Origin of the sequence: Yersinia sp. 2466 StPb PI (assembly GCF_041538325.1) — a bacterium.
Lineage (GTDB): Bacteria > Pseudomonadota > Gammaproteobacteria > Enterobacterales > Enterobacteriaceae > Yersinia > Yersinia enterocolitica_E.
The window spans coordinates 159,503-173,267 of sequence record NZ_JAULSL010000002.1 but is presented as its reverse complement, the minus strand read 5'-3'; the positions used below and the strand labels follow the sequence as shown (position 1 = coordinate 173,267).

Sequence of the window (13,765 nt, the reverse complement as noted above, 5' to 3'; positions counted from 1 at the left end):
GTTCAGCGCTATGCACCTGAAATGGAAAAGTGCCTGCGATGGTACTGGCGTCATCCGACCGACCTTCGTCCCTGGCATCTGGATGAAACCTACGTCAAAATCGGTGGCAAATGGGCTTATCTGTACCGGGCCGTCGACAGCCACGGTAGAACGATTGATTTTTATCTTTCGTCTCGGCGTAATACTCAAGCGGCTTATCGATTTTTGAAGAAGATGTTGGGTCACTTACGGGATTGGGAACAGCCACGACGCATTATTACAGATAAAGCAACCCACCTATGGCAGAGCGCTCGCGTTATTGAAGCCCGCCAGACGTGGTGCACCGTCTGGTGAAATACCTCAACAACGTGATTGAATGTGATCATGGTAAGCTGAAGCCGATAATCAATCCGATGTTAGGCTTCAAATCCATGAAAACGGCTTATTACACGATCAAGGGTATAGAGGTGATGCGCACGTTGCGTAAAGGTCAGGTTGAACCTTGGTATTATGGTCATCCTCAGGGCGAAATGCGTCAGGTGAGCTACGTTTTCAGCCTCTAAGGTTTTTTAGCCTAAGGGAGCGTTGACCCTAACGGGCTATTTGCAACAGTGCCCTAAATTGCGTCTGGCGATGGCCTCAATGGGGAAGTCAGAAACCAAAATCACTGCTCTGTGCCAGGAGCTAGGCATCATACGGCAGACTCTATACAGGCATGTTTCCCCAAATGGGGAGTTGCGTCCAGATGGAAAAAAACTGCTTGGCCGGGTCTGATTATGTACTTCTATCATCTTGATAACTCACCAGTGCTGGCGACTGGAGATCATGTTTACCTTCATTGAACCGTCAAAAAGGGACAATCTAATGACCATAAGTATTAGGCTTACTGTTGCAATAACAGTAGCACTGCTTGCTGCGACGTTGCCTGTATTAGCTAAAATACCAGAAAATTTTATCTATACCAGCTCTGGTGACCTCGAAGCAGCGTCTGTCATTATGGCGCGTAGCGATATTGGCGGTGCGCAGATCGTTTACAATTGGCGGTCACTCGAACCGGAGAAGAACAAATACGACTTCTCGCAGATTGAGAAGGATATGGCTCACCTCAAGGTAGCCAATAAAAAACTCTTTATCCAAATTCAGGACCGGTTTTTCGAACAAGATGCCCGATACGTTCCTGATTATCTGATGAATGACGCCAGATATGGTGGTGGGATATCACCACAGTTTGATAATCCTGGCGAGGGGAAGTCTATTGGGGCGGGTTGGGTGGCACGGCAATGGGATCCTGCTGTGCGCCAACGTTATCAAGCTTTATTGGCAGCGATTGCAGAGCGTTTCGATGGTCAAGTTTATGGTGTTAACTTACCCGAAACAGCCATTGATCTTGATAAGAAAAAACTACCCAAAGGATTCTCCTGCGATAACTATTTCGCAGGAGAAATGGAAAACCTCACCTTTGCGCGAAAGGTGTTCACCAAATCACATGTAGTACAATATGTAAATTTCTGGCCATGCGAATGGAACAACGACCACCATTACATGGGCCGGCTGTTTGAGTTTGCCAGTGCTAATAATATTGGGCTTGGTGGCCCGGACATTGTTCCCAACCGCAAGGCGCAAATGAAGAATTCATATCCATTCTTCAATAAATACAAAAGCAAACTGGCACTCATTGCCATGGCAGTACAGGAGCCGACCTTGACCTACAGGAACCCTAATACTGGTAAGCCATTTAGCAAGGATGAGTTTGTACAATTCGCAGAAGATTATCTCGGTGCAGATATCATTTTCTGGAGCACGACGTCTCCTTGGTTGGCTAAGAAATAGGTAACAGTCGCGAGGTCATGCTGTAAGGTCTTTTTCGGATAAAATCGCGGCAGCAGCCGTACAACAGCACTAATAACAAGCGTAAGTTGTTGTGCATACTGGTTAGAATGTAGTTGCCTTTGTACCGCGGAAATTTCTGGGATTCCGGCGTAGAATCCCTCAACTAATGGAAGGGACTTCCCCTGATTATGCGCCTGATTAACTCTTGTGCAATCATGGGATAAAGATTGCCCTAGAGGGGTTCGTTATGACCATTGCCACTGTCGGTATCGATCTTGCTAAAAATGTGTTCGCTGTTCACGGCGTTGACCAGAATGGTAGAACGGTTCTTATCAAACCAAAAGTATCACGTACTGCACTTCCTGCGTTGATCGCAAGTTTGCCACCTTGTGTTATTGGGATGGAGGCATGCTCCGGCACTCATTACTGCGCAAGCCCGTTTCGGCAGTATGGTCATGAACCCGACTGATGGCTGCAAAGTTCGTATCTCCTTATCGCATGGCCGGTAAATCAGGGAAAAATGATGCGGCTGATGCTCAGGCTATCTGTGAAGCTGTCCGTCATCCGCATATGCGGTTCGTACCAGTGAAGGATGAAAGCCAGCAGGCGATGCAATGGCTGCACCGTACCCGCCAAGGTTTTATCGAAAATAAAACAACAACATATAACCGATTAAGAGGCTTGATATCCGAATTCGGTGTTATTGCCCCACAAAGCACAGGTGCTTTGCGCCATATGGTTTCTGAACAGAAGAGTTCTTTACTGCTTCAAGTTCAGCAATGTATCGATGACCTGCTGAAACATATTGATCGCATTGAAGATAACGTTGCAGAATACGACCGTATCCTGTCCCGTATGGCAAAAACAGATCACCGCAGCCAACGACTAATGGAACTGAAGGGGATTGGTCACACAACGGCTTGTGCGCTGGCCGCCAGCATTGATAATGCACATGATTTTAAAAATGGGCGTCAACTGGCAGTCCTGACTTGGACTGACACCATCGCAATACAGCAGCGGCGGAAAATCAAAGCTGGGCAGGATAACGAAAGCTGGTGATTCGTATCTGCGAACGCTGTTGGTACAGGGGGCCCGTTCTGTTCTGATTGGCGCAGAGAAAAAGACCGACTCATTCAGCCGTTGGATATGCTCGCTGGTCGATCGCAGAGGATACTGGCGTGCCGTTGTAGCCATCGTCGCCAAAAACGCAAGGCTATGCTGGGCATCACTGCATTATGGTGATGATTTCAGGCTGTACTCAGTCAGCTAAAGCCAGAAAGAGTATAACCATCTTACCTGCAACTTGTTGATGATAAAGGGTTAGACCCCGTGAGGTATATCTGGCTATTGTATAGGATATACGTATTCGTTTAACGAACAGGAACCTCACGCGCGTCTTTCATTAGGGCCCGAATCGATAACGATTCATAATGGCTGTTTATAGTACCGCAGTCTCTCCCCTTTATTTTTACTGAAGAGCAGACAAGAAACCGTAAACACCGGCGTTGACATGCCGAGGAAGCCCTTATAGTTCAATAATTTCCGATATCCAAACTGACCCAGTTTAGATCTAATGATTGCTCAATATAGTTTTGGGCTGGAGAGGGATATCCGGCCACACAGTGATCGGCAAATAATGGAATAGTTGAAGTTGGTAAATCGATGCCCGCTGAGGATAGGAATTGAATTTTCATTGTGTGGCTCATTATTACTGTGTATACATACAGTGATAATAACCAGAACTATCTCAATAGCAAGCAAGAGAACTACGTCACATCAGGTCTTAGACCTAACATAATAATTTCAGAACAAATTAACTTCCGGCTATTCCTGCAATTCTCCGTTTACGCATTTTCTTATTCTCCCGCCCCGCTAAACAGTTCCACCGCCAGGCATGACAACAAGTGTGCGCTATCGCCGTCTACTACATCCGTTCTCACTCCCTTCGGTCGTTGCGCTGCGGCTTTGCAGACGCACTTGCAATCACGCTTATCTGACAGAGGCCCTGACGCTTTACGGCGCGAGAAACAGAAAACTCGCGATTAACAGCAAAGGGGAATACACCAGATGAAGATTCATAACGCCGAAATACTGGGCAACTCATTAAATTTAGGCCACCTGTTCTCACGTTCACCACTCCAAAACCTGTTTGATCCCTCGAACCGGCGCCCTGGCGTGTCAGCTGCTCAGTATCGCAAGGAGTTTGTATCGATTTTCAAACACTTGGCACCACATCATCACCGTTTTGATGTGTTTCGTGATTTTGTTCATGCAGCTGCTATTGCTATTCAAAATGCTTTTTTAAAGTCAGATGAGTTAGAGCAAGAATATTTTGTAATTGAAAGACGCTTAGGCAAAGAGAATATGAGTCAGTTATCTCAATTGCTAGGGTGTGTTATTGGTGCTTTGGACGCAGAGCCGAGTGACTTTCTGGGGAGTCTCTATATGGAATTAGAGTTGAGTGCGTCCAGTTTAGGTCAATTCTTTACCCCTTATTCATTATCGGAAATGATGGGAGCATTAACGATGTCTGACGCAGTACAAAACTTAAACAAACGTCCCTTTATAACTTACAATGAACCCGCCTGTGGGGCAGGAGGGATGGCTATTGCAGCAGCGATGTATATGCGTGAAAACGGGTATAACCCCCAAGAGCAAATTTTTGTGGTTTGCACAGACATTGATGGCATGGTTGCTGATATGTGTTACATCCAATTATCGTTGTTGGGTATCCCTGCCCAAGTTATTACCGGTAATTCACTCACACTGACAGTGAATAGAACTTTCCATACACCTTTTTGGTATCTGGGAGGGTGGGAAGAGAAGTTAAAACACGCTGAAGCCGTTGAGCGGATGATGACGATATTCTCCCGCCTACAAGCCGCTTAATACTTTAAATACAAAGTGATATATAGAAGTCATATATCACTTTGATTTAGAGTAACTGACAATGGTAACTTTATATTTTACAATGTGTAACTTTTAATGATACAATACATGTACGGAATGGAATGACGGAACAGACAATGATTAAGTCTTTTCGGGATAAAAACCTAGAACTGTTCTACATGGAAAGTAAACGAGATCGCGCGATACCGGCAACAATAGAGCGCCAGTTAGCGAAGAAGCTCGATATGTTGGCCGCCGCACATAATGAGCGAGATTTGTTTATTCCAACCAGTAATTACTACAAGCGTCTCTCAGGTCAGTTTGATGGCTGGTCAAGTATGAGAGTCAATATTCAATGGCGGTTAATGTTTCAATGGAACGACGGATATGCTGAAAGCATCTACCTCGATCCTCATCAAGACACCTAGCAGGGGGATTTATGCTTGATACCACTACTCGCGAACCTACTACGGTAGGCGAAATTTTGCAGGAAGAATTTTTAACCCCATTAGCCATTGGGCAGGAAGAACTGGCCGATATTATGGGCGTGACTCGCGCAACGGTTAACCGTTTGTGCAAAGGCCGTCGTCGTCTGACTGTAGAGGAAGCGACGCTGTTTTCTGAGTTGTTTGAGACGACGCCCGAATTTTGGTTGAACCTCCAAGCCGCTCATGACCGTTGGGAAGCACGAGAAGCGCTTCAAAAACATAAGCGACCCCCAATGCGTCCTATCATGGAGATGTTGGGACGGCGTATCTCACACGCCTGATCCTGCCAAATAGAAACCGCTCCATCTGAGCGGTTTTTTTCATCCCAAATCTGCCCATTTGCCTTTATTGGCCAGAACCGGCGTTGAGCCGGCACTGACCAATATACCCCCCGCTTCGCTCGTGCCGCTCTAACTGCTGGCACTGATGTGCCAGCGTCTGGGAAAGCCAGGCTAAAGCCCGGCCTTTCTGGTGATCCCCTTTACTCTGGCAATAGCGCTGTGAGTCTTTCGCCGTGACAGACGCTATGCCGGGGCGCAGTCAGCGCAAGGGTTCGCTGGCGCCGGCTACGCCGCCCTTGCACTGCCTGCTTATACCCCGTCTCGGTCTTAATGTCACAGCGCCAGACACCCCGTGCCGGCAAAAGCCAAAAGGGGTATACACCAGAAGAAAGTCGAAACGAGAGGGTTTTATGACGACAACACTGAGAGATGCATTGGTCGCCCTGATTGGGCCCGAAGCGGGGAGCACCCCGTACAGAACGGATGAAGAAGATAACCTGGCCCGCAGTACGTTAGCGGCCCGGGCTTTATTGAATTTTATGGATAACAGTCAATGCGATGAAATCGATGTTGAGTCGGTATTCAGTGATCTTATCGCTGATTTGTTTCATCTGGGATCATTGTTGCATCGGCAGGGGCTGTACACCGATTTTGGTCTGTGGGAAGAACGTGTTCTTGTTCGCGCGATGAATCATTTCCAGGCAGAAACGGGCATTGAGATTGATGTTAAGGGTGCGCATCCTGATGCCGCTTGCTCACTGCTGCTTTACATCAACAATAAAAAATCAACACAACACGTCGCGATAATGGCCAGTCAATTAGCCGCAGAGTTATCACTCATTATTAAAAATGTTGAGGGGTTGCCAACGGCGAATGCACTTCTGGCGGTTGTCAGTGAATGCCATAAATAGTCGTATGGCCAGAATAAGGGCATGCATTTAGCCCTTTCCCCCTTGTTCAAGACGGTATCAGGGCAAGGGGGATACTGGGCACGCATAATTAATGTTACTCATTCTGAGTAGCATTGAAAGCGATTTTTCGCTACCAATAATACAATCAAACTCTATTTGAGTATATTAATTGACGCACATTGAGTAATTAACATTGATTTCCAACATCACTCATCTATAATTAGACTCAAATTGAGTAACTTAAAAGGGCACTGAAATGAAACATATTTGCTGTGACGACGGCTCCACTAATGTAAAGCTGGCCTGGTTTGATAATGACAACCTCAACACTTTCCTCTCCCCCAATTCTTTTCGCCCCGGTTGGAAAATCGAAGGCATGGGAAGCCGACGCACGTTCAACTATCAAATTGATGGTGTGAAATACACATTTGATGACGTCAGTCACCAGGCAATCAGCACAACTAATATTGAATATCAGTACAGTGATACTAACTTGTTGGCGGTGCATCATGCTTTGCTCAACAGCGGCTTGGAACTCCAGGCGGTTAAATTGACAGTAACATTGCCTATCTGTGAGTTTTATACCGAGGACTGCCAGAAAAACACGGTGAATATTCAACGTAAAATTGAGAATCTTTTACGGCCGGTAGTGCTGAATAAAGGTCAATGCTTTGATATTTCGGCAGTTGAAGTGATGCCGGAATCATTACCCGCTGTTTTCTCTGCATTGGCCCGTGAGAATGTCGGGCCGCTTGAAACCTCACTTGTCATTGATTTAGGCGGTACGACGCTCGATGCAGGGGTGATTGTTGGCCAGTTCGATGACGTAACGGCAATCCATGGCAACCCGATGATTGGTGTTTCACTGGTGACGCAGGCTACCTTAACGGCATTACGTATCGCGGAGAGTGATACCAGTGCATTCGTAGCCGATACAGTTATCCAGCGTCGTCACGACAGGGAGTTTTTATCTCAGGTTATCAATGACGGCTCGCGGGTTGATAATGTGATTGATACGATTGAGACAGCGATCAGTCGCTTGGGTGACCGTGTTGTGAATGAATTAGCCCGATTCCGTCATGTCAACCGGGTATGGCTGGTCGGTGGGGGCGCCCCACTGATAGAATCAGCGATACGAAATGCCTGGAAATTACCTGCAGAACGGATAACGCTAGTTTCCAATCCGCAATGTGCCTTGGTCAATGAAATGGCGTTGTTTAAGCTAAAGGGGTAACAGAACGTGAGCGAGAAAAGCAGTGATAACCGCCGGAAATTTACCTGCTATCTGCAACTGGATAGTGAAGCTGATCGCCATGCGTTGGACGTCGTTGAGTCCATATCACAGCGGGTAAGGGGGGATTTCTTGCGTAATGCCGTTATTACGACAGCAGCACTGCATCAGCTCGACCCTCGGTTGCCGGTGCTATTGGCCACCCTGTTTAATGGCCAGTTGACGGCTGATCAACTGGTCAACTTGCTGACTCAAACTACCGGATGGAAACCCAGCCAGGCGGATATTCGCGACGTGATCGCCTCATTAGGGGCGGTCGACATTGCCCCTAATGAGGCCGCAGTCCATAAGGAAGATGAACCCAACTCAGATGGACTGGAAAATATTCGTAAAAAGATGGATAAGCTCATTTGAATTGTAGAAAAATAAGCAAAAATTTCCCTTTTCATTACTAAAAAGGTGCAAAAATTGCTTAAAATTCATGGGGCACAGGAGCCGTATTAAATGACTGGCTACGACTTGCGATTATGGCGCTCTGGACAATTTTGGACGCGAGATGAGGTTAGGTCAATTCGCATCGGAAGTCGGTGGCGGCAGGAGGATGCTGCGGAGCAACTTGGCGTAACCCTGCGAACCTATCGCACTTATGAACAGTATACGCCACCATTAGTGGTTGAGCTAGGTGTGCAAATTTTATCACTTCAAACCATGTTATCAGAGTTGGCCAGATTGCCTTTCGATCAGGCAATAAATCGTTTGCGAACTCTGACGGGGTGCACTAAACAAGAGCTCGGGGTCATACCGACTTATCAGGTAGCGATGCCATCGTTAGGGTTAAAACAGTGGCGCTCAGTTCTAAAGTGGACTCAGGTACAGGTTGCGGAAAAGTTAGGGGTCACTATTCGGACCTATAAGAGCTATGAACAAGGAGCCTACAAGCTTCCACGGCGGGTTATATTGGCTATTCAGGCACTGACCTTGCTGGTTATGCTTCCCCAACTGGCTAATGGCCAACCTGATGATCTCCTGCCACAACTCCGGTTGCTGCTACAAACCGACGGGGCATAGCCCGTAGTTCTATAGCGTCGATAAACCGCCAAAGTAATAGATATCCGCCAAGCTAACCAGGAATTGTAAGCTGATTTGGTTAGGTCACTTTTTGTGAACATATTTATGTTCACGTATTGTGAACGCTGGCGGAGGCGAGTATAATAATCTCACGCCTAACAGATAGAGGGATTTATGCGGGTTATTTCAAAGAAACCGTTTGATGAGGCGGGGAAGTTATTTCCGAATGATGCTGCGGCGCTAGATGATATTTATAAAGTGCTGCATACCGAGCGGTTTTTAACGCCTGATCATCTTAAAGCGCGTTTTCGAAGTTTGGACAGATTCAAATACAGACAAAAATGGTGGGTGATAGATATCGGTGGGAACAATTTACGAATAATCGCCTATATAAAGTTTGAAACTCAGAACGTGTTTATTAAGCACATTGTGACTCACAAAGAATATGACAGGCTCACCGATTACTACCGGAGAACTCCAGAATGATGACAACAAACAGTTATGAGGTTGCTTTAAATGCGACGGCCGCATTAATAAATGCCGTGCCCTTGTTGGGAGGGAGCCATAGCCGTGAAGACTACGAGCAGGCTCTTGAGATGGTAGAACGCCTAATCGATACTGACGACGAGAACCCGCTGATCGACCTGTTGGCTAAAAAAATTGCTGATTATGAAAATGCTGCCCCCGAATTCGAGGCGTTCAACGCGCGTATAGCTGCATTACCGCAAGAGTTGGCGATGCTACGCGTGATAATGGATCAGCACGGGCTAAATCAAAGTAGCTTCAAAGAGGAAATTGGTGCCCGTTCTTTGGTCAGTATGATCTTGAAAGGAGAGCGTAAGCTGACTCTGGAGCACATGAAAGCTCTTTCAAAGCGCTTTGGACTACCTGTTTCTGCCTTTATTGATGAAAACGTATGACGTTTGGAATAAAAACGTCGTTCTTTGGTGGCCAGAAACTGGCCACATAAAGGATACCCGACCTTGTCGGGTCCCCCATGGACGATATTCTGCCCGATCACCGAAAATTCCCCTCACGCCGTGCCCTTACACTAATCCGGGCCACGGTTCCCACAAGGGAATGCTACGCCAGCCCTTTACCCGTTCGCACTCCCTCCCTGCGGTCGTTCGCTTACGCGTGCGGCTTACAGTTCTGCCCTTGCAGGCTCCGTTATTTGCCCGTCTTGGTTTAGGGGCACGGCGTAGGCCGTTCCCTTAGTCTGATAACCCGGAGCGAATGTTATGAGCAATTTTATCCCTCTTCACGTCCAGCAAGCCCCCGTTTACGTTTTGTCATTGGAAAGTACCCCGTTTACCCGCTCGATATCTGACGATGATTGCTGTGCCTGGTGCCGACATCTTTTATATCGTCCAGGGGAACTGAGTTTGTGTCAGTTACATAACATGCATGATTGGCCTGCGCGTTTTAATGAAGATGGATATGCCCTGGACTGCGAACAGCAGCTGGCGTGTCGTTAATCTGTTGGCTGGCCTGCCTAGAGCGGGCCTGTTTCCTTTATCCAGGAATGTGAGTACTGATTTTCCAGGCTACGAACATGACCGGCCTCGAACCGGCCATGTCCGAGGTGACAATATCGACACTATCCTCGTTTGTAGTCAGGCATTCCGCCCTATGGGCGGGGGATTTAAATAGATTCTGTGTCTTTTGGGGCTTACGCCGTAGCCCGAACGTAGCCGGGCCGCTGCGCCAGCAAGGGTTCGCTATGCCCGTATCCTCACCCGTTCGCACTCCCTCCCTGCGGTCGTTCGCTTGCGCATGCGGCCTCCGGTCCGGCCCCTGCCTGCTCCACTTTTCGCCCGTCTGTGTTGTGGCTACGGCGCAAGCCGTTATCCGATAACCTTTAGATGGGAGTATGTAACATGCCAAATTGGTGCGCGAACCGATTAATTGTGACCGGCAGTAAAGAGCAACTCGATGCCGTTGAAGCTTTTGCGCTGGGTGAAATGCCGCATAAGTATGAAATGGCCATCAAACAGAGTATTCGCCTATTTGTCGCAGGATGCGCTGGTCTGCTGCAGACTGTGGATGGCTCGGAATATACGCCATACCTGGATCTTACCTCTACGGGGCGAGGTGTGATCTCGCCAGAAAATTTGGCGTTTACCGAGTGGGTCACGTTGCTATTGAATAACGTAGAACTGGATGACACAGCTTGCACATATATTGACCGGCTATATGGACAAAGCGGGATAGGGGATAAGACATGGGAAACCTTACCCGATGCGGCTCAGGAGACTATTGAGTCATTGTTTAAAGAAAAGGGTTACGACTGGTTTAATTGTAAAGTATCAGGGATATTGCCATCGTATTCAGAATATTGGGATCTCCCTTTATTTATCGATAATGGACAGCCGTTTGATATGCGGACGTTGTTGCCTACCCGGCTCGCGAATGAGGTCAATGGCTTTAATGGCCGACTTCTGGCGAATATCAGTAGCAGTTGTAGCCTATATCTCAGTCTGTACGAGGTTAAATGGCCAACAGCTTGTAGCCTTGATGTCTTTGGGGAAGCCTGTGCATTAACGTTAGATTTTGATACTCCTTGGGGACCCCCGTCAAATGATGTGTTAAGTGCGTTGAGTCGTCAATTTGACTGTGATGTTATGCACTATTTCAGTGAATCAGGATGTGGGTTCTGTGGGTATGGCGAATATAGCAAGGGGGATTTGCTTGATGGAGCGAATGATAATATCGAGTTTGAAGAGTTTATGGGGGATGATGGATATGAGTATTCCCGCGAAATTGGACCGGAATATATTATAGATAACCTCCCCCATTTTGGTGGCTAAAACTGATGAGCGTCCCTATGGGGCGCTCTTTTCTCGATTTAAGCCTCGTCCTGCCCGGTTAACTACGAAAACGGACGCCATCGAGAGCGTCCGCTTTCGTTCCCTTTGCTATGTGCAAAGGGACGGTAGCTTGGCCACTGCAGGCAGTGGCGGTTATTAAATCTATTTCTTCTGCAATATTGACATTGTGACGGCTAACGCCGTGCCTTCACTTTAGACGGGCCGCTACGGCTGCAAGGGTTCGCTTCGCCGCTATCCTCACCCGTTCGCACTCATCCACTCAGTGTTCTTCCCGTTGCCCGCTCGTTCAATATTCACTCGCTGGCCGTCCAGTCCTCTTCCTTCCTTCGCTTGCGCTGCGGCTTCCGGTAGCGCCCCTGCATCCTCCACTTTGCGCCCGTCTGTCGTGTCGGCACGGCGTAAGCCGGTGTTGTTATCCCACAACCTGCGGAGGAATTTACATGAGCACGACTTCACCTGCTGTCTATGTCGGCACGTACCATAAATACAACTGTGGCAGCATTGCTGGCCAGTGGTTGGATCTGACTAATTTTGACAGTGAAGAGGATTTTTACGCCGCTTGCAGCAAGATCCACTGCGACGAATCTGATCCAGAGTTGATGTTTCAGGATTGGGAAGGAATACCGTCAAAGCACGCTTCTGAATCCCATGTTGACTGGACATTTATTGAAGCGTTCAAACAAGCGGGGGAAGAAGGGCGGAGCGAGGCATTTGTGGCTTGGGCTGAATACTCAGGAGCGTGTGATTTCGATAGTTTTCAGGATGCATATATTGGGGAGGCGGGAAGTGAGGAAGACTACGCCCGCGAATACGCGGAGGAATCTGGTCTACTCAGTGAAGTTCCAGACTGTCTTCGGCATTATATCGACTTTGAAGCATACGCGCAGGATCTGTTTACCAGCGGCCTGACTTTTTATAGTGGTTTTGTTTTCACATCCTGACACTTTAAAGCGGCAGGAAGAACCTTGCCGCTAAGGACATATCATGCAACTCAAACCAGAAAGCCGTGACATCCTCAGACAGTATAAAACCCTAATCAATGAGCGGAGAAAGGCCAATGAACTTTCCCCCGTCACTACCGCGCAGATTGTCGATTCAATGTGTGAATATTTAACGTGGCAGGCATCAGTTTACATTTGTAATCATTTTATCATTCAGGGTGGTAGTGGAAAACTCCCGGATGCATAAAGAACCAGGCAGGGGGGAGTCCCTGCCAAATGCTGCGCAAAACCCCTGGCAGGCTTCGCCTGCCCTAATGCGCCTACGGCGCTTCGCGTACTGATTGTGAGCCTATTTTAGATAGTTTAAAGCGACACAGTGATCTGCAGACTATCAATGGAAACAAAAAACTTAAATGTTATATCTGATTGTTATTTATTGAATAAGTCCTGATTAATTTTGTGTTTTTCCTGGTGAAAGTAGGTCCAAAGACCTTGCTTGCCCCCTCCGGCTGCTGACCGGCTGACGCCGTTCAACAGTCGAGCCACACTCCGCCAAGCAGTGGCTACGCCCCGGCAGTCTCCGCCGAACCCCTACAGGTTTCGGGCCATTCGGCTAGTGTCTGATGGATAACGTCAAATTCCACCCCGCAGCTGGCTATTGCCAGCGCCATCACCGCCCCGGCGATAACCCCTCCGGGGCTGCAAGGACGCCACGCCGTTTCGTCGTGTCGCGGTGTGTGCATTCTGTTTGCTTGTTCGGTGTGTTATCTCACGGCCAGCATCTTTGGCGGTGGGCTGTGTGTAGCACCATCCCCGTTCAAAAAACAAGGTAGGGTAAACGCCGCAAGCGGCCCCTTGTTTTCTGCCCTGGTCTGTCGCTCCTACGCCCATTGCCGCGAAAGATACTCACCGAGAGATATGAAAACCACCGAAAGGGGAGAAGCAGAATGCACACACAAACAACATCAACGTCAAACCCGCCGCTTCAAGAGCCTACCGAAAGATATGGTTTGACTGATGCAATGTTTTGGGATGTTTATCAGCATGTTATCTCTGTGGTGGGGGGGCGCAGCACGGGAACAATCGAAGCGCCAGCGCTACCTGCTGATGCGGTACGTCTGACCGTCAATTGCGGCGCTGATTATTACTCGGTTTGGTTGGTCGACTGTTGGCCGGTCGCCGCCAGTGATGAACTTTGCATGATCCATTGGTGCATAAGCTACACGTAATAAAAAAGCAGGGTTTCCCCTGCTTATCCGGTTGTGTATGGAGTTCGAGCTTCATACACAGCCTTAACAAGCAATAACTTACAGGAG

General features: G+C 48.0%; 15 protein-coding genes and 2 pseudogenes. 16 read left to right on the top strand and 1 reads right to left on the bottom strand.

The features are described 5' to 3' along the window. The 13 genes and pseudogenes from Q2T72_RS22905 to Q2T72_RS22845 form a co-directional block, all read left to right on the top strand. Positions 1–542: pseudogene (locus Q2T72_RS22905) on the top strand (IS6 family transposase); the annotation flags it as partial. 301 nt (positions 543–843) lie between these two features. Next, positions 844–1,809, top strand: a complete 966-nt coding sequence (locus tag Q2T72_RS22900; protein WP_372570004.1) for a hypothetical protein — start codon at positions 844–846, stop codon at positions 1,807–1,809. 247 nt (positions 1,810–2,056) lie between these two features. Further along, a pseudogene (locus tag Q2T72_RS22895) lies at positions 2,057–3,079 on the top strand (IS110 family transposase). A gap of 797 nt (positions 3,080–3,876) precedes the next feature. After that, positions 3,877–4,698: an N-6 DNA methylase gene (locus tag Q2T72_RS22890; protein ID WP_372570003.1), complete on the top strand. Its 822-nt coding sequence runs from the start codon at positions 3,877–3,879 to the stop codon at positions 4,696–4,698. 137 nt (positions 4,699–4,835) lie between these two features. After that, positions 4,836–5,126 (top strand): type II toxin-antitoxin system RelE/ParE family toxin, encoded by a 291-nt coding sequence (locus Q2T72_RS22885; protein ID WP_050074485.1) that lies wholly within the window; start codon positions 4,836–4,838, stop codon positions 5,124–5,126. An 11-nt stretch (positions 5,127–5,137) separates the two neighbouring features. Further along, positions 5,138–5,467 (top strand): HigA family addiction module antitoxin, encoded by a 330-nt coding sequence (locus Q2T72_RS22880; protein ID WP_049615233.1) that lies wholly within the window; start codon positions 5,138–5,140, stop codon positions 5,465–5,467. Positions 5,468–5,877: 410 nt separating this feature from the next. Continuing rightward, complete coding sequence (locus tag Q2T72_RS22875) at positions 5,878–6,378, top strand: hypothetical protein (protein ID WP_050074436.1); 501 nt, start codon at positions 5,878–5,880, stop codon at positions 6,376–6,378. 256 nt (positions 6,379–6,634) lie between these two features. Beyond that, entirely contained in the window at positions 6,635–7,612 is a 978-nt protein-coding gene (gene parM, locus Q2T72_RS22870; RefSeq protein ID WP_372570002.1) for a plasmid segregation protein ParM domain-containing protein, read from the top strand. 6 nt (positions 7,613–7,618) lie between these two features. Next, positions 7,619–8,023, top strand: a complete 405-nt coding sequence (locus tag Q2T72_RS22865) for a plasmid partitioning/stability family protein (RefSeq protein WP_120806768.1) — start codon at positions 7,619–7,621, stop codon at positions 8,021–8,023. Positions 8,024–8,113: 90 nt separating this feature from the next. Further along, entirely contained in the window at positions 8,114–8,677 is a 564-nt protein-coding gene (locus Q2T72_RS22860) for a helix-turn-helix domain-containing protein (protein WP_372570001.1), read from the top strand. Positions 8,678–8,851: 174 nt separating this feature from the next. After that, on the top strand, positions 8,852–9,163 hold the full coding sequence (locus Q2T72_RS22855; RefSeq protein WP_088130822.1) for a type II toxin-antitoxin system HigB family toxin: 312 nt from the start codon (positions 8,852–8,854) through the stop codon (positions 9,161–9,163). Then, complete coding sequence (locus Q2T72_RS22850) at positions 9,160–9,597, top strand: type II toxin-antitoxin system HigA family antitoxin (RefSeq protein WP_372570000.1); 438 nt, start codon at positions 9,160–9,162, stop codon at positions 9,595–9,597. Before Q2T72_RS22855 ends, Q2T72_RS22850 begins: the two co-directional genes overlap by 4 nt. 960 nt (positions 9,598–10,557) lie before the next feature. Beyond that, entirely contained in the window at positions 10,558–11,487 is a 930-nt protein-coding gene (locus Q2T72_RS22845; RefSeq protein ID WP_372569999.1) for a DUF1281 domain-containing protein, read from the top strand. Between the two features lie 258 nt (positions 11,488–11,745). Here Q2T72_RS22845 and Q2T72_RS22840 read toward each other — a convergent pair whose 3' ends face one another. Then, entirely contained in the window at positions 11,746–11,964 is a 219-nt protein-coding gene (locus Q2T72_RS22840; RefSeq protein WP_179210578.1) for a hypothetical protein, read from the bottom strand. Between Q2T72_RS22840 and Q2T72_RS22835 the strand changes: the two genes are divergently transcribed. From Q2T72_RS22835 to Q2T72_RS22825, 3 genes are all read left to right on the top strand, one after another. Then, positions 11,949–12,449, top strand: a complete 501-nt coding sequence (locus Q2T72_RS22835; protein ID WP_050074446.1) for an antirestriction protein ArdA — start codon at positions 11,949–11,951, stop codon at positions 12,447–12,449. The two genes, Q2T72_RS22840 and Q2T72_RS22835, sit on opposite strands and share 16 nt — an antisense overlap. Positions 12,450–12,492: 43 nt before the next feature. After that, on the top strand, positions 12,493–12,696 hold the full coding sequence (locus tag Q2T72_RS22830; RefSeq protein WP_050074448.1) for a hypothetical protein: 204 nt from the start codon (positions 12,493–12,495) through the stop codon (positions 12,694–12,696). A 700-nt stretch (positions 12,697–13,396) separates the two neighbouring features. Continuing rightward, positions 13,397–13,678 carry a ribulokinase gene (locus Q2T72_RS22825; protein ID WP_372569998.1) on the top strand — a complete coding sequence of 94 codons (282 nt, stop codon included), beginning with the start codon at positions 13,397–13,399 and terminating at the stop codon, positions 13,676–13,678. The last annotated feature ends 87 nt before the right edge of the window (positions 13,679–13,765 follow it).